Origin of the sequence: Tractidigestivibacter sp. (assembly GCF_050946515.1) — a bacterium.
Lineage (GTDB): Bacteria > Actinomycetota > Coriobacteriia > Coriobacteriales > Atopobiaceae > Tractidigestivibacter.
In genome coordinates this window covers 32,452-47,488 of record NZ_JBMNUX010000018.1, presented here as the reverse complement: position 1 = coordinate 47,488, position 15,037 = coordinate 32,452, and the positions used below count along the sequence as shown (strand labels likewise).

At 61.7% G+C, this 15,037-nt stretch carries 16 protein-coding genes; 12 read left to right on the top strand and 4 right to left on the bottom strand.

Annotation, left to right across the window (positions count from 1 at the left end; translation table 11 throughout):
- The first annotated feature begins 282 nt into the window (after positions 1 to 282).
- Genes ACOYJL_RS09655 through ACOYJL_RS09645 form a run of 3 tightly spaced genes read left to right on the top strand, consistent with a single transcriptional unit; the run spans position 283 to position 3,106 of the window.
- Entirely contained in the window at positions 283 to 1,290 is a 1,008-nt protein-coding gene (locus ACOYJL_RS09655) for a PTS sugar transporter subunit IIB (protein WP_433570022.1), read from the top strand.
- Between the two features lie 12 nt (positions 1,291 to 1,302).
- Positions 1,303 to 2,121, top strand: coding sequence for a PTS mannose/fructose/sorbose transporter subunit IIC (locus ACOYJL_RS09650; protein ID WP_433570021.1), 819 nt, complete (start codon positions 1,303 to 1,305; stop codon positions 2,119 to 2,121).
- A 31-nt stretch (positions 2,122 to 2,152) separates the two neighbouring features.
- On the top strand, positions 2,153 to 3,106 hold the full coding sequence (locus tag ACOYJL_RS09645; RefSeq protein ID WP_433570020.1) for a PTS system mannose/fructose/sorbose family transporter subunit IID: 954 nt from the start codon (positions 2,153 to 2,155) through the stop codon (positions 3,104 to 3,106).
- Between the two features lie 580 nt (positions 3,107 to 3,686).
- Here the strand turns inward: ACOYJL_RS09645 and ACOYJL_RS09640 are convergent.
- Together ACOYJL_RS09640 and ACOYJL_RS09635 are read right to left on the bottom strand one after the other, a co-directional pair.
- Complete coding sequence (locus ACOYJL_RS09640; protein WP_433570019.1) at positions 3,687 to 3,947, bottom strand: Lar family restriction alleviation protein; 261 nt, start codon at positions 3,945 to 3,947, stop codon at positions 3,687 to 3,689.
- 77 nt (positions 3,948 to 4,024) lie between these two features.
- A complete protein-coding gene (locus ACOYJL_RS09635; RefSeq protein ID WP_433570018.1) occupies positions 4,025 to 4,285 on the bottom strand; it encodes a hypothetical protein in 261 nt (86 codons plus the stop codon).
- Positions 4,286 to 5,007: 722 nt separating this feature from the next.
- Here ACOYJL_RS09635 and ACOYJL_RS09630 point away from each other — a divergent pair.
- The 9 genes from ACOYJL_RS09630 to ACOYJL_RS09590 all read left to right on the top strand — a co-directional run bounded on the left by ACOYJL_RS09630 (position 5,008) and on the right by ACOYJL_RS09590 (position 12,598).
- The gene (locus ACOYJL_RS09630) at positions 5,008 to 5,457 is read left to right on the top strand and encodes a DUF956 family protein (RefSeq protein ID WP_433570017.1); all 450 of its coding nucleotides are present in this window, start codon (positions 5,008 to 5,010) and stop codon (positions 5,455 to 5,457) included.
- 185 nt (positions 5,458 to 5,642) lie between these two features.
- Positions 5,643 to 6,206, top strand: coding sequence for an elongation factor P (efp, locus tag ACOYJL_RS09625; protein WP_433570016.1), 564 nt, complete (start codon positions 5,643 to 5,645; stop codon positions 6,204 to 6,206).
- A gap of 163 nt (positions 6,207 to 6,369) precedes the next feature.
- A complete protein-coding gene (locus tag ACOYJL_RS09620; RefSeq protein WP_433570015.1) occupies positions 6,370 to 6,732 on the top strand; it encodes an Asp23/Gls24 family envelope stress response protein in 363 nt (120 codons plus the stop codon).
- Between the two features lies 1 nt (position 6,733).
- A complete protein-coding gene (gene nusB / locus ACOYJL_RS09615) occupies positions 6,734 to 7,318 on the top strand; it encodes a transcription antitermination factor NusB (protein ID WP_433570014.1) in 585 nt (194 codons plus the stop codon).
- Complete coding sequence (locus tag ACOYJL_RS09610; RefSeq protein WP_433570013.1) at positions 7,305 to 7,625, top strand: exodeoxyribonuclease VII small subunit; 321 nt, start codon at positions 7,305 to 7,307, stop codon at positions 7,623 to 7,625. The genes nusB and ACOYJL_RS09610 overlap by 14 nt, the downstream gene beginning before the upstream one ends.
- A complete protein-coding gene (locus tag ACOYJL_RS09605) occupies positions 7,625 to 8,434 on the top strand; it encodes a TlyA family RNA methyltransferase (RefSeq protein WP_433570012.1) in 810 nt (269 codons plus the stop codon). Before ACOYJL_RS09610 ends, ACOYJL_RS09605 begins: the two co-directional genes overlap by 1 nt.
- A gap of 153 nt (positions 8,435 to 8,587) precedes the next feature.
- Complete coding sequence (locus ACOYJL_RS09600; RefSeq protein WP_433570011.1) at positions 8,588 to 9,445, top strand: NAD(+)/NADH kinase; 858 nt, start codon at positions 8,588 to 8,590, stop codon at positions 9,443 to 9,445.
- Positions 9,445 to 11,073, top strand: coding sequence for a DNA repair protein RecN (recN, locus tag ACOYJL_RS09595; protein WP_433570010.1), 1,629 nt, complete (start codon positions 9,445 to 9,447; stop codon positions 11,071 to 11,073). The genes ACOYJL_RS09600 and recN overlap by 1 nt, the downstream gene beginning before the upstream one ends.
- Before the next feature lie 580 nt (positions 11,074 to 11,653).
- A complete protein-coding gene (locus tag ACOYJL_RS09590) occupies positions 11,654 to 12,598 on the top strand; it encodes a TIGR02452 family protein (protein ID WP_433570009.1) in 945 nt (314 codons plus the stop codon).
- 92 nt (positions 12,599 to 12,690) lie between these two features.
- On the opposite strand, the gene ACOYJL_RS09585 is transcribed toward ACOYJL_RS09590, so the two are convergent.
- Together ACOYJL_RS09585 and ACOYJL_RS09580 are read right to left on the bottom strand one after the other, a co-directional pair.
- Positions 12,691 to 13,872, bottom strand: coding sequence for an ABC transporter permease (locus ACOYJL_RS09585; protein WP_433570008.1), 1,182 nt, complete (start codon positions 13,870 to 13,872; stop codon positions 12,691 to 12,693).
- Positions 13,859 to 15,034 carry an ABC transporter permease gene (locus ACOYJL_RS09580; protein WP_433570007.1) on the bottom strand — a complete coding sequence of 392 codons (1,176 nt, stop codon included), beginning with the start codon at positions 15,032 to 15,034 and terminating at the stop codon, positions 13,859 to 13,861. Before ACOYJL_RS09580 ends, ACOYJL_RS09585 begins: the two co-directional genes overlap by 14 nt.
- Positions 15,035 to 15,037 lie beyond the last annotated feature (3 nt).

Here is a 15,037-nt window from a genome sequence, read left to right as displayed (position 1 = left end):
GACTGGTACTACACAGGCATCAACCAGAGGGCAGCCTAGATGAGAAGGACTACGATAGGGACACCATCAGGCATGGGCTTTCGCTAGCCAACGCTCGTTCGTGTCGAAGGATCTCAGCCAGTTCACCCAATTTTTGGATTCGCAAGACGATTGGGGGCTCGGTGTCGTATACTGTGTAGCCGTCATGGAGCATGCGTGGAGACACAAAGCAGAATTCGTGGAGGCCTCTTCACATATTCCATGGTAACTGTCGGTAACACGAGAGATTTGTAAGGAGGAAAGATGGTCAGTATCGTTCTAGCTAGCCACGGCAAGTTCGCCGAGGGAATCATGGAGTCCGGTCAGATGATTTTCGGGCCGCAGCAAAATGTTGCTGCAGTCACCCTGACCCCCGACATGGGCCCCGACGACCTTAAGGCAAAGCTGACGGCTGCCGTTGCCTCGTTCGATGAGCAGGAGCACGTGCTCTTCCTCGTCGATCTGTGGGGCGCTACGCCCTTCAACCAGGTCAACGGTCTTCTCGCTGGCGATCACGAGGACTGGGTCATGCTCACGGGTCTTAACCTGCCCATGCTGATTCAGGCCTACGGCGATCGCATGGACGACGGCGCCACCGCAGCGGACATCGCCAAGGACATCTTCACAGAGGCCCGTAACGGCATCCGCATCAAGCCGGAGGAGCTGCAGCCCAAGGATGAGGCGCCTGCCGCCACAGCTGCTGCTGCTCCCGCCGCTCCGACTGGCGCCATCCCCGAGGGGACGGTATTGGGCGACGGCCACATCAAGGTCGTCCTTGCCCGCTGCGATACGCGCTTGCTTCACGGTCAGGTGGCTACCACTTGGACCAAGCAGACGAATCCCGACCGCATCATCGTTTGCTCCGATGGCGTGTCGAAGGATCAGCTGCGCAAGACCATGATTATTCAGGCTGCGCCTCCAGGAGTTCACGTTCACGTCGTCCCCATCTCGAAGATCATCGAGGTCGCTCACGACCCGCGCTTTGGTGCCACCAAGGCGATGCTGCTCTTCGAGACCCCGCAGGACGCTCTGCGCGCCATTGAGGGCGGCGTGCCCATCAAGACCCTGAACCTGGGCTCGATGGCGCACTCCGTGGGCAAGGTCGTCGTCAACCAGGCACTCGCCATGGACCAGGCCGACGTCGACTGCCTCAAGAAGATCCAGTCTCTGGGCGTTGAGTTCGACGTCCGTAAGGTCCCCGCAGACAAGGCAGAGAACTTCGACAGCCTTATCAAGAAGGCCGAGGAAGAGCTCGCCGCTCAAGCTCAGTAAAAGGAGGGAATAATGTCAGGAATTTCCGTTCTGCTCGTCATCATTGTCGCGTTCCTCGCCGGCATGGAGGGCATCCTCGACGAGTGGGAGTTCCACCAGCCGCTGGTCGCTTGTACGCTGATCGGCCTCGTTACCGGTCACCTTACCGAGGGCATTATGCTGGGTGGCTCGCTTCAGATGATTGCCCTTGGCTGGGCTAACATCGGCGCAGCCGTCGCCCCTGACGCCGCTCTCGCTTCCGTCGCGTCCGCCATTCTTATGGTCCTCGCGCTTAACTCCGGCGGAGACGCCACCGAGGCCATCAACACCTCCATCGCACTGGCCGTTCCTCTGTCCGTCGCAGGCCTGTTCCTCACGATGATTTGCCGTACCATCGCAACGGCCATCGTGCACGCAATGGACGCCTGCGCCGAGAAGGACGATATGCGCGGCATCGAGATCTGGCAGATCGTCGCTATCTGCATGCAGGGTCTTCGTATCGCCATCCCCGCCGCTGCCCTTTGCTTCATTCCGTCCGAGGCCGTTACCGCAGCCCTGAACGCAATGCCTGTCTGGCTGTCCGGCGGCATGGCCGTCGGCGGCGGCATGGTTGCTGCAGTCGGCTACGCCATGGTCATCAACATGATGGCTACCAAGGAGGTCTGGCCGTTCTTCGTGCTCGGCTTCGTCCTTGCTGCTCTGTCTGAGCTCACCCTTATCGCCCTCGGCGCCATCGGCGTTTGCATGGCTCTGATTTACCTGGGCCTCAAGGATTACGCCAAGGAGCAGGCTGGCGCTGGCGGCGGCGGTGGATCCGCCGACCCGCTGGGCGACATCTTGGACAACTACTAATCCGCGAAGCCAGAAAAGGAGTGTGAAAAACATGGCAGATAAGAAGGACGCAGCAATCGAGACCACTGAGGACGGCAAGATTAAGCTTTCGAAGTCCACTCGTCTCAAGGTCTTTAACCGCCACCAGTATCTGCAGGGCTCTTGGAACTACGAGAGAATGCAGAACGGCGGCTGGTGCTACGCAATGATCCCGGCCATCAAGGCCCTCTACAAGGATCCTGAGGACCAGAAGGCGGCCCTTAAGCGTCACCTCGAGTTCTACAACACGCACCCGTACGTCTCCGCCCCTGTCATCGGCGTCACGCTGGCAATGGAGGAGGAGCGCGCCAACGGTGCCCCCATCGACGACGTCGCCATCCAGGGCGTTAAGGTCGGCATGATGGGTCCTCTGGCCGGCGTCGGCGACCCTGTGTTCTGGTACACGGTTCGACCGATTCTCGGCGCTCTTGGTGCCTCCCTGGCAATGGGCGGCTCCATCATGGGCCCGATCCTGTTCTTCGTGCTCTGGAACGTCATTCGTCTTGCCTTCCTGTGGTACACGCAGGAGTTCGGCTATAACGTCGGAACCTCCATCTCTCAGGACCTCTCCGGCGGTCTGCTCGGCAAGGTTACCGAGGGCGCTTCCATCCTTGGTATGTTCGTCATCGGCGCACTGGTCGAGCGCTGGGTCTCCATCTCCTTCACCCCGGTCGTCTCTACGATCCCGCAGCAGGAGGGCGCCTACATCGACTGGAGCACCATCACCGGCGATGCAGACGGCATCAAGGAGGCACTGACCCTTTACGATCAGCTCGGCTCCGCTGGCCTCAATGAGTACAAGACCACGACCCTTCAGGACAACCTCGACTCCCTGATCCCTGGTCTGTGCGCTCTTGGCCTTACGCTTCTGTGCTGCTGGCTGCTCAAGAAGAAGGTCTCCCCGATCACCATCATCCTTTGCCTGTTCGCCTTCGGTATCCTTGGTCGTCTCTGCGGCTTCATGTAAGCCTCGACGACGGGTACGCCTAGCGACGATATCCGGTAAAGCAAGGACCGCACCACGCAACTGGTGCGGTCCTTTTTTTGTGCCGCGACAAGCGCCGAGATGGCGTTCCGGTCCCACACAACGGTCAGCTCGCGGTCCCGCTGCCAGCTTCCGCGACTTTTGCAGCATCAGAGGTCGCGTAACCTGGCAGGTGGACCGACCCATGCCAGCTTCCGCGACTTTTGCAGCATCAGAGGTCGCGTAACCTGGCAGGTTGGGCATCAGAGGTCGCGCAAGTTGGCAAAACGGGCATCAGAGGTCGCGCAACCTGGCAGCGCTTAGCATCAGAAGTCGCATCACCTGGTAGGTGGACCGTCGGGACGTTTTCAGAAGCTAAGTAACTTTGTTGAACTGAGTGTCTGGGATTGCTTGTCTTGACGATAGGGAAGGTCACAATTGCGAAAAGACTCGCGGTTACTTCGAAGTAACCTTCAGGGATGAGATCACGTCCGCCTTCGTTGACGACGGTGTGCTCACGTAGTTCATCGAAGGGATGAGAATGCGCGACCGTGACGGTGGCATCCAGCCGCCGTCCCTATTTCTATTGCTCGTCGTGGTGCTTCCTGTCGCAGTACCTTCCCTCGTCCCCGCCGTTCCAGGCGTTGATTGCCTCCCACGGGCGCTCGAAGAAGCATGACTCGGTTCTGGCTAAGCAGTCGACGCACGTGACCCCGTAGTACGTCGCGCTCTTCGCGTCGGCCTTATTCTCGACGAGGTAAATCTTCTTGCTCCCGCAGAACGGGCACTCCTTCGCCACGTCCCCGAGCATCGTGAGCTTCTGCATGTTCCTGCGCTGTTCCATTCCAACCCCAGTCTGTTGTCATCGTCTCGATGGCTCTCGAAATCTTCTGCCGCGGCGCAAAGCCGCTGTCCCTGTTCCTACTGCTCGTCGCGATGCGCCCGGTCGCAGTAGCGCCCCTCGTCCCCGCCGTTCCAGGCGTTGATGGCGTCCCATGGGCGCTCGAAGAAGCACGACTCGATGTTTGCGTGGCAGCTCACGCACCTCACGCCGTAGTACGTCGCGCCGACGCCGTTGACCTTCCTCTCGACGAGGCATATGTCGGTGCCCCCGCAGAACGGGCACTCCCTCGCAACGTCGCCAAGGCTCGTAATCGTTCGCTTGTCCCTGTACTGCTCCATCAGAGTCTCCATCCGACGTCATCTCAATGATTTTGAAAAAGCCTAGCATCAGCGCGTAGAACCTATCGCGATCATCTGTTTCACGTGCTTACTTCTGAGTCTCCTCGTCTGTGCCACCCTTCTTGGATTGTCTTCAGATACATTCTATTGTTCCATGAAAGCCTTGAAGGGCTAGGAGGGTCGGCTTCGGTCCCAGCGGGGAAATTCCCATGTTATTAGGCACGCTGAGTGGGGCTGCTTGCAGTGTGACTAGGTACTTTGGCTGCATTTTTATTGACTTTTCCCGCGAGAAGATCATTTCAGGGCGAAAAGCCCCACACGAAAAAGCCCCACACGATGGGGAGCATTCTGGAGAAGCTGCAGATAGGGAAGGGGCTACGCTTTTCGTCGCTGCCAGGTTGCGCGACTTTTGCAGCATCAGAGGTCGCGCAACTTGGCATGCCGGGCATCAGAAGTCGAATAAACTGGCAGATTGGGCATCAGAGGTCGCGCAACTTGGCAAGCCCAAGCATCAGAACTCGCGCAACTTGGCAGCGCACGTCCTGTGGGCATCAGAACTCGCGTAACTTGGCAGCGCACGTCCTGTGGGCATCAGAACTCGCGCAACCTGGCAGCGCGGTCCGCGGAGGGGCGGGGCTTCGCGGTGCGTTGTGTGGGCATCAGCGGCCTTGAACGACGTATACTATCAAAGTTCCAGTACAGCCGACCTCGGGGGTATCCTAGTGGCTCAATCCCAGAACACAAAAGTCGAATTCACCATCAAGGCAACGTTCTTGCGCGGGCTATCAAGCTACGGCGACGTGATGATTGGCGACAAGGCCTTCGAATACTACAACGAGAAGAACCCCGAGGACTACATCCAGATCCCCTGGGAAGAGATTGACTACATCTCGGCCGAGGTCGTGGGCAAGAAGATCACTCGCTTTGCCATCTTCACCAAGTCGGCCGGTCATTTCGACTTCTCGACGCGCGACAACATCGCTACGCTGCGAGCCGTTCGCGAGCATGTGCCCGAAGACCGCCTTCAGCGCTCCCCCTCGTTTGCGAAGATCATTGGCTATGGACTCAAGGGCGTTTGGAATCGCACTGGTGGTCGCATTGGCAAGCGGGGCGACGAGGCGGAGGAGACCGACGCCTCCGAGACCGATGCCGGTGACGATTCCGAGGACTAATCCTCAGCACCTTCGCGGCAACTAAAAAAGTGCAGCTCAAGCGTAAACGTAGGCATCGTGTGGGATTTCGTGCGAATTTTCCGCAGCTCGTAACGTGTGGAGCGCATATCCCTACTGCATGCCTATAATTTTGTACCGTTCTGTCGACTGACCCCCCGAAGAGGGTCGTGAGGGGAGAGACACCAATGGCAACCATCAGCACCGCAGATTTCAAGAACGGCATGGGCCTCAAGATCAACGGCAAGTACTACACGATCGTGGAGTTCCAGCACGTCAAGCCTGGCAAGGGCGGCGCCTTCGTTCGTTACAAGATCAAGGACCTCAAGGCCGGTCGCACCATCGAGCAGACCTGCAACGCAGGCACCAAGTTCGAGAGCGTCCAGCTGATCACGAAGGAGATGCAGTACCTCTACAACGACGGCGACGCATACTACTTCATGGACAACGACACCTACGAGCAGATCCCTGTCTCCACTGACTTCATTGGTGACAACGCCCAGTGGCTGAAGGAGAACGACAACTGCCAGCTTCTCTACGCCGACACCGAGCTGCTCGGCGTTCAGCCGCCCATGTTCATCGAGGTCGAGATCACCAAGACCGACCCTGGCTTCAAGGGCGATACCGTCCAGGGCGGCACCAAGCCTGCTACTATCGAGACCGGTGCCACGATTCAGGTTCCCATGTATCTGAACGAGGGCGAGAAGATCAAGGTCGACACGCGCGACGGCAAGTTTGTCTCCCGCGTCTAAGCCCTTCGCATTTGTAGATTTTGGGCCCGCACGGTGTTCGCCGCGCGGGTCCTCTTGTCAAGCGGTGCTTGGATGGAACATCATCTTTCAACCGCTATACTGACAGGTGTTTGAAGTTGTCGGCCCGGCTGACATGAGCGGGCAGTGAGCAAGGAGGTTTGCAATGGCCGAAAACGAGCTCTACGTTTCTGGCATCGGCATCTCGAAGGGCGTCATCTCAACGGTCGTCTCGCTTGCCGCTAAGCGCGTCGAGGGAGTCGCCTCTGTCGGCGGAAACGACATTGCTTCGAGCCTGATCAACGTATTCACCAGCCGTTCAGTCTCGCCGGAGGCTGCCGTTGAGTCTGAGGTCGTCGATGGTGCCCTCAAGGTGACGGTGCACCTGGCGGTCTTCTACGGATACCCCTTCACCAAGCTTGCGGCTGACGTGCGCGCCGAGGTTGCCGAAGCCGTGACCGAGCAGATTGGCGTCGATGTCTCAGCGGTCGATGTCTGCATCGACAGCCTCGTCTTTCCCAAGGAGTAACTTGTCCATTCATTTTGGCGGGCGCACGCTCGCACGCAGTCAAGCCCTTCAGCTTCTCTTCCAGGCTGAGGCAAATCGTCGCACGGTCGAGGACGTCCTTTCCGGCGACTATGCTCTTTCCGAGTACCCGCTCGACGACTATGGTCGTGAGCTGGCGCTTGGCGCGGACGCTATGAAACACGACCTCGACGCAGTGATCGCCACCCGATCCACTAGCTGGAGCCTGGACCGCATGCCGGCCGTCGACCGCAACCTCTTGCGCCTGGCCCTCTACGAGATTCTCGAAGAGGATGACGTCGAGCCCGCCGTCACGATCAACGAGTGCGTCGAGATCGCCAAGGCGTTTGGCGGAAACGAGTCCCCGCGCTTTGTGAACGGGCTTCTCGGCCGTGTGGTTGACGACCTGAGCGCGGGAGTCGATGTTGTCGAGAAGGCAAAGCTTGAGCTGGCGGCGACGGGTGGCGAGAAGGGCGAGGCGAGCGAGCCAGGAACGCCTGCGGAGCCCGCCGCATCGGAGCCTGCCTCTACTGTCTCTGCAGACACCTCCGCATCCGTCGAGGAGGGCGAGCCGCGTGGCGAAGACTGATACGTCAAAGTACCAGACCTTCGACCAGATAAGCGATCGTCTCGACGATATCGTCGACGCTGTTCGCGCGAAGGACGTGTCGCTCGAGCGCTCCCTCGACCTTTTTGACGAGGCCATCGCGCTCGGCTCGAAGGCGGTAGAGCTTGTGGATGCGACCGACTTCACTCCCGAGGAGGAAGCGCGCCTGGCCAACCCCTCTGGCGCAAATGGCGCCTCTGCCACGTCTGGCAAGCCAGAAGAGCCCGACAACAGCGCTGAAGGCAGCGGCACCGAAGACGCCCCAGAAACCGCGGGCGCTGACTCATAGTGGCAAAGCGTCACCGGCTCGACGAAGAGCTCGTCGAGCAGGGTTTCTTCCATACGCGAGAAGAGGCCATGCGCGCCGTGCTGGCGGGCGAGGTCTCGACGACCGACCGTCGCCTTGAGTCTGCCGGCGAGCAGGTGCTTCCAGGAATTGCTCTCCACGTGCGCGGTCGAACCCCCTACGTAAGCCGAGGTGGCCTCAAGCTGGAGCGTGGTCTTGACGCCTTTCGCGTAGACCCGGCCGGCCTTGCCTGCTTGGACGTTGGCTGCTCGACAGGAGGCTTCACCGACTGCCTCCTGTCGCGCGGAGCAAAGTCGGTCCTCGCCGTGGACGTGGGGTACGCGCAGTTTGACTGGACGCTTCGCCAGAACCATCGCGTGACGCTTCTTGAGCGCACGAACATCGTTGACGTGCCCACACCCGAGCGTGTTGGCACCATACAGCTCGCCGTGTGCGACGTCTCGTTCACTTCAGTCATCACGGTGCTTCCGGCTGTGCTCGAACTTCTTGAGACGGACGGGGCGTTTCTCACCTTGGTCAAGCCGCAGTTCGAGGCCGCTCGCGACGAGGTGGGGGAAGGCGGCGTCGTTCGTGACGAATCCGTTCGGCTGGAAGCGCTCAGGCGCGTCGCCGAGGCCTTTTCCGAGGCCGGCCTTGGACCCGTCGCCTGCTGCCAAAGCCCCGTGCGCGGTCACAAGGGAAACGTCGAGTACCTGCTATTGGGGCAGCGCGGGTTTGCTCCGACGGCACTTGATCTCGAGCGCGTCGTGTCCGAGGGCGCTGTGGTCGACGCCCGAGGAGCCCTCTCTTAGGCGCCTCTGCGCGGCGCTCCGGCGGTGCCTCGCATTTCCGTTCATCGCTTGATGGGGGAAGCCGGCGGCCTTTCGCCAACATCCGGGGTATACACTCTGATGTCGTCGCGCTTTTTTCGCGTGGCATTTTTGGCACTAGGTTGGAGGCTCTGCGTGAAGGTCCTTATCATTCCGAACCATTCTCGTCCTGACGCAATCGAGGGCGCAAACGTCCTTGAGGAGTGGCTGGAAGGGCAAGGCATCGAGACAAAGCGCGCGAGCAACCTCAAGAGGTTCTCGGATGAGGACGAAACCGCCAATGACTGCCAGCTCGTGGTTTCCCTTGGGGGCGACGGCACGCTTCTTCGTGCCGCGCGCATCGTCGGCTACTCGCAAATTCCAATCCTGGGCATCTCGTATGGGCACCTTGGCTTTCTTACCGCCGACGGCCCTGACCGCCTGATTCAAACCGTCAGCGATGCGCTTGCGGGAAAGATGCACGCATCGCATCGCGCCACGCTGGACATAGAGTCCGTCTTTGAGTGCTCGGACGGCACCAGCTACACAATCAAGAGCTTTGCGCTGAACGACTTTGCCCTCTCGCGCGGCGGGATGGGCGACATGGTGCAGTTTGACGTGTCCGTCTCGGGCAATCACATCGACACCCTGCGTGGCGATGGCTTTGTGGTCTCGACCGCAACGGGCTCTACCGGATATGCGTTGGCAGCGGGCGGTCCCATCGTGACCCCCGAGTTCAATGGCATGGTGTGCGTGCCCATAGCCCCGCACACCATCATGGCCCGCGCCTTCCTTACCGCCCCTTCGGACGTGGTCGTGATTGAGATGAGCCCCGAGCGTCCCGTAAAGCGCCACTTCTTTGCAGACGGGCAGAACGTGCGAAACAATCCTTTGGGCGTTCCCGTGCGCGCAACCGTGCGCAGGGGGCCCGGCGACATCATCTTGCTGGACCATAGCGCCCAGAGCTTCTATGGGTCGGTCTCGCGAGTCTTCTACGGCAGGGTGGGCAAGTAATGCTTGACGAGCTGCACGCAACGAATGTTGCCCTCATCAAGGACGCAACCATTGAGCCGGCGAGCGGCATGACCGTCTTGACGGGCGAGACGGGCGCAGGCAAGTCTGCGCTGCTCTCGGCCCTCAAGCTTCTGGTTGGCGAGCGCGCCGATGCCGGCGCCGTTCGCGAGGGGTCGGACGCCCTTGTGGTTGAGGGCCGCTTTTACGAGCGCGGGGGAGACCCGGACGGCACGGTCGTGCGGCGCCGCGTCTCCCAGGACGGCCGAAGCCGCGTTGAGGTGGACGGTCGCATGGGGTCGGTCCGCGAGCTGGCAAGCGGCGTGGGGTCGACGGTTGACCTCTGCGGTCAGCACGAGCACCAGCGCCTGCTTTCGGTGCAGTCGCATGTTGAGATCCTTGACTCATGGGCAGGAGACGAGGCTCAGGAGGCGCTTTCCGCCTACCGGGAGGCCCTTTCCGCCGCCCGTGACGCGGCCCACGAGCTGGATCGCGTCCGCGAACTGGGGCGCTCCGCCAACGAGCGGCTGGACGAGGCCGAGTTCACGCTCAAGCGCATCGACGAGGTTGACCCCAAAGAGGGGGAGTACGAGCAGATCGAGGCCGCGCTTCCTAAGGTGGAGCACGGCGAGGCGCTTGCAAGCGCCGCTGGCGACGCGCACGAGGCGATATCCTCCGAGGGCGGCGCGGCAGACGAGCTGTCAGAGGCGATTCGCTCGCTTCGTAGCGGCGCGCGTTTTGACGAGGAGCTGGGAAAGTACGCAGACACGCTTGAGAGCTCGCTCATCGATATTGAAGACGTAGCCTCTGAGCTGCGCGAATATGCTGAAGGCGTGGAGTTTGACCCGGAGGAGCTCGAGCGCATGCAAACGCGCCTCTCGCGCCTCGAGGGTCTCAAGCGCAGCTTTGGCCCAACCATGGCGGACGTCTTCAAGCGCCGCGCCAAGGCGGCCGAGGTCGTGGCAGCCAGCGAGGACGACGGCGAGGCGGAGCGCCGCGCGCAAAAAGAGCTCAAGCGCGCGGAGGAGCGCCTGTCCAAGGCGGCGGCGTCGCTCGATGGCGTGCGCAGGCGCGAGGCGCCGCGGCTGGCAAAGGCTGTCACCAAGCAGATGGCACGCCTCGAGATGGGAACGGCCGCCCTTGATGTCAAGGTAGAGCAACTTCCACGCGAGCAATGGACCGAGGCGGGGCCCAGCCGCGTCGAGTTCATGTATCGTCCGGCTGCGGGGCTGAGCGCAAGGCCGCTTCGAAAGATCGCCTCTGGCGGCGAGGTCAGCCGCGTGATGCTTGCCTGCAAGGTTGTGCTGGGCGATGCCGACCGCGTCGAGACGCTCGTGTTTGACGAGGTGGACGCTGGGGTGGGCGGCGCGACCGCCGTTGCGCTTGCCGAGGTGCTCGCTGACCTTGCCCGAACGCACCAGGTGATCGTCGTCACGCACTTGGCGCAGGTTGCCGTGGCTGCCGATCGCCACTATCTGGTGCACAAGTCTTCCGGCGACTCGCCTGAGACGCTCATCGACGAGGTCACGGGGGAGGACCGCGTGGCAGAGATCGCTCGTATGCTTTCCGGGGACACCAGCGAGGCCTCGATGGCGCACGCGCGCGAGATGCTCGGCAACGCGCGAGGATAGAAAAGGGGCGCGCAAGGGGCGCGCGTTCCATCGTGTGGGGCGCTGCTCTTCCGCTGTGTGGGACTTGCTCGCGTTTTTGCAGGTCGTTGCCCCCATCGTGTGGCTCTGCTCGGCGGGTCTTTCCATCGTGTGGGGCTGCCGGGCGACCAGCGCGTCGCCCTTCTCCCTATCGTGAGGGGATTCATGGTATTTCCGCAGGTCGAGAGCCATGTCGTGCGGAACTTTTCGAGAGGTCCCGCACAATGGGACGAGCCGAATCCCACACAATGAAACGTTTCCTTTGACCATGCTGCCGTCGTGTGGGTCTTAGAGGCGTTTCCGCAGAAAAGGCCTTCCATTGTGTGGGTTCGCGCAGGACCGGCGTTTGGTCAGGTCCCGCACAATGGGCCACAGCCCAGTACGGTCCCGCACAATGGGCCACAGCCAATCGATGAGCGTCGCCCCAGGCGCCGCCATGCCTGTCCCGCCCGGGCGTCTGCGGCCGCACCGCTTGGGGCCTTGCCCGCAAGCCTGATCGTTCGAAAAGTGGTAGGGTTTCTGCAGGTTCGAGACGTTTTTCAGCTCTGCGGAGGGGGATTTCATGCCGAGGGACAACAGGCGTGGCGAAAGCCAACAGGGCCATCGAGGGGGCAGGCGCGGTCCCAGCCGCGCGCAGCAGGCAACGGCGCACATCGCGGCGATGGAGAAGTCATGCGCTGGCGAAATCGCGTCATCGCTTGCTGGCGTCAAGGAGTTCTCAGAGCTCCCCGCCACTCCCGAGCACGAGCCCAACGTGCCGACCGTCGAGGTCGTCGACGAGAGCAGCAGCTCGGCGGTGCTTCGCTTGGGCCGTGGCATTGCGAGCCGCTGCGACATGGCAGTGCTCGACTTTGCGTCGTTCGTGAGCCCGGGCGGCGGCTATGAGCGCGGCGCTTGGGCTCAGGAGGAGGCGCTTTGCGCTGATTCGTTCCTCTACAACGTGCTCTCTCAGAAGGCAGACTGGTATGCCGAGAACCGCCGTCACAACATCAATTGCGAGCTTTATCGCAACCGTGGCCTGGCAGTGCCGGCGGTGCGCTTTGAGCGCGAGAAGTTTCACTCGTATTCAGACGTGATCGTGGTTGCGGCCCCGAATGCCAAGCTCGCTCGCGAGCGCTATCACGTGAGCGATGCGCAGCTTTCCGAGCACATGCGCTCGCGCATAGCCTTCGTGATGGGTATCGCCGACTCCCTTGGCCATGACAAGCTGGTGCTGGGCGCGTATGGCTGCGGAGTCTTTGGATGGGATGCGGCCGAGGTGGCCGAGATGTTCCGCGAGGAGCTCGCAAGCGGCAAGCATGTGGCCACGAAGGTGACCTTCTCGATTCCTCGTGGTCGCGCTGACGAGAACCTCGAGGTCTTCCAGCATGCCTTCGCGACCTTCCCCGAGAAGAACGATGCCCCCTACAGAAGTCGCGCCGAGCTTGAGGCCGAGCGCTCTCGCGAACGCGCCGAGCAGCAGGCAGACGAGGACGAGGAAGAGGACGACTGGCGCAAGTACCTCTAGAGAGACCGCCTCGTCTAGAAAGTAACCGCAGCCGGTCGCGCAACGTTGCGCGACCGGCTGCGGTTTTCTGGTTTGAGGGGCGACCTTCTCGCCTACGCCGTGGCGGTCTGCCTTCTCGCTCGGCCGACGGCGATGCCAACCAAGGCGATCGCGGCGGCGAAGAGCAGGATGATGCCCACGTCTGCCGCGATTCTCTGGGCGTTGGGGGTCGTGAGCGCGGAGTCGACGGCGCGCTTGAGCCAATAGGAGGGCGAGAACATCGCGGCGGTCCGCATGCCGTCGCTCATGAGGTCAAGCGAGATCCACGCGCCGCCGAGAAACGACATCACCATGCCGAGGATGTTGCCGATGGCATTGATGAGGTCCTCGCTTGCCGAGAACTGCGACAGGAGAAATGCCACTGCCAGCGGCACCATCGCATAGGCAAGCATGGCGAGGACCGCAAGCGCTACCTGTCCTGCGGTGACGTCCGTGAGGTAGCCCATGAGGCCAAGTATTCCGACGCCGCAGGTAACGGCCCATGCGACGACCGCCATCACGATGCCAGCCCCGAGCGTCGAGGCGTTCGTCTCGCGCGGGGTTATTGGCGAGGCGAGCATGCGGCGCCGAAGGTCGCTGTCGGCAAGCGTCGAGAAGACAACGCCTGCGCACACCACGACGCTCGAACAGAGCGCATAGCTCGAGAAGGTCAGGTACGACCCAAACGCGCTCGCTCCGGTAGTGGTCTGGGTGTTGGCCACGACGCGGGTCTCGACCGACTCGTCGGCGGCGCTTGCCACGTTGTCCACGATATCGGACACGCTCGCCTCTGGCTGGAGCGCCATGTCGGCGCCTATGAGGCGCAGCCACGCGCTGAGCTCGGTGCTCACGAGGGCAGTGGCGTCCTGGCGCGTGCCGCTTGCAATCTGCAGGGCGGGAAGCTCGCCGCCGTCCTTTGCCGCTTGGGCGAAGTCGTCCCCAAAGCCTTCCGGAATCACGACGATGCAGTTGACCTGGGAGGTTGCCAGCGCATCCTGCAGGGCGAAGTCTGAATCTCCCACCTCCACGATGGTCCCGTCCTCGCCGATCTTGTCATAGATGGCGTGCGAGAGCTCCGAGTTGTCCTGGTCGACAACCGCGACGCGGGCGTCGAAACTGTCATGGGTGGTTAGAGCGACGTTTCCGAACGCTGATAGGATGACGAACAGCCCCATAAGCGAAAGCCCAACAAGGTAGACGCAGATGTAGATGGGGTGGTGCGCCGCGACGCGAAGCGCAGCCTTAAAGGTGCTCATAGCGCTGCCTCCTGAAGATGAGAGCCGACACGCCGAGGGTCAAGACGGCAAAGATAAGGCATGCGACGCAGCGTGACCAGAAGGGCGTGAGGACGTCGTAGTAGTACAGGCTGTAGAAGAGGTCCGACGAGAGCTTGACGGGATTGACCCATGCTTCCCAGGGCATATCGCGCACCAGCTGGTCGGAAAACTCCATGACGGCCTCGCCATAGAGACCGGCAAGCGCGCTGCACACGATGTTGATGACGGTCATGATGCCCGATCGTGCCATGGCGTTGCCGATGGGGAGGGCGCCGACCAAAGTTCCGATGCCCGAGGCCATGAGGCTTGCTGGCACAAGGCCGAGAAGGACGAGACCCTCCCGCCCGCCGAAGCCCACGTCGCCAACGAAGCGGATGTAGGCAAAGGCCAGCACCATGCACGCGTAGGAGACGGCCCAGCTGCCGAGGACGATGCCGATGAGCTGCACGGCTCGGCTCGTTCCGGCCACGCAGCGGCGCGCCCCGAGGGCGCTTTCCTGCGGAAGCACGCGGCACACGGCCACAAGCGCGCTCTGGGCGCAGAACAAGGCAACCATGCCGAGCAGCGCGTAGTAGTAGCGCACGGTCTCGTCGGGCACCTCGTGGGTTATCCGGGCGCTCTCGATCGACGTCTCGAGGCCGAGTGCGCTCTCGACCTTGTCTTGGTCGGCGAGCGCCATGGGATCCTCCTCGGCGATGCTGGTGAGAAGCGCCACGTTCTGCAGGTAGGAGTCCGCGACAGTCTGAAGGATGGTGCTGTCGATCTGTATGCTGTTGTCGCTGGCGTCAGGGGGCAGCGTGAGCTGGGGGTTGCCGTCTGCGTCCACCGAATAGACGCCGGCGACCTCTTCGGAGGTGATGAGCTCCTCGCCCTCCTCGAGGCTCGCCACCTCATGAACCACAAAGAGCTGGTCGCTGTCGTCTTCGGCGAGGGTGTCGACGACCTGCGAGAAATCGGACTTGTCCCATGCGTCGTCGGCAACGACGGCGACGTCCACGGGCTCGTCCATGTTCAGCGTCCTTAGCCCTCCGAACATGGAGAAGAAGAGCGTGGCCAGGACCACGGGAAACCCTAGGCACCAGATGTAGGTGTTGGGGTTTCTCATGAGCGTCTTGACCGTGACCTTGAAGGTGCTCCACATGGT

What these genes read in the sequence shown, in the direction of transcription:
- ACOYJL_RS09655 (WP_433570022.1), top strand. Translation starts at nt 283, where the DNA reads ATGGTCAGTATCGTTCTAGCTAGCCACGGCAAGTTCGCCGAGGGAATC.
- ACOYJL_RS09650 (WP_433570021.1), top strand. Translation starts at nt 1,303, where the DNA reads ATGTCAGGAATTTCCGTTCTGCTCGTCATCATTGTCGCGTTCCTCGCC.
- ACOYJL_RS09645 (WP_433570020.1), top strand. Translation starts at nt 2,153, where the DNA reads ATGGCAGATAAGAAGGACGCAGCAATCGAGACCACTGAGGACGGCAAG.
- ACOYJL_RS09640 (WP_433570019.1), bottom strand. Translation starts at nt 3,947, where the DNA reads ATGGAACAGCGCAGGAACATGCAGAAGCTCACGATGCTCGGGGACGTG.
- ACOYJL_RS09635 (WP_433570018.1), bottom strand. Translation starts at nt 4,285, where the DNA reads ATGGAGCAGTACAGGGACAAGCGAACGATTACGAGCCTTGGCGACGTT.
- efp (WP_433570016.1), top strand. Translation starts at nt 5,643, where the DNA reads ATGGCAACCATCAGCACCGCAGATTTCAAGAACGGCATGGGCCTCAAG.
- ACOYJL_RS09620 (WP_433570015.1), top strand. Translation starts at nt 6,370, where the DNA reads ATGGCCGAAAACGAGCTCTACGTTTCTGGCATCGGCATCTCGAAGGGC.
- recN (WP_433570010.1), top strand. Translation starts at nt 9,445, where the DNA reads ATGCTTGACGAGCTGCACGCAACGAATGTTGCCCTCATCAAGGACGCA.
- ACOYJL_RS09590 (WP_433570009.1), top strand. Translation starts at nt 11,654, where the DNA reads ATGCCGAGGGACAACAGGCGTGGCGAAAGCCAACAGGGCCATCGAGGG.
- ACOYJL_RS09585 (WP_433570008.1), bottom strand. Translation starts at nt 13,872, where the DNA reads ATGAGCACCTTTAAGGCTGCGCTTCGCGTCGCGGCGCACCACCCCATC.
- ACOYJL_RS09580 (WP_433570007.1), bottom strand. Translation starts at nt 15,034, where the DNA reads ATGTGGAGCACCTTCAAGGTCACGGTCAAGACGCTCATGAGAAACCCC.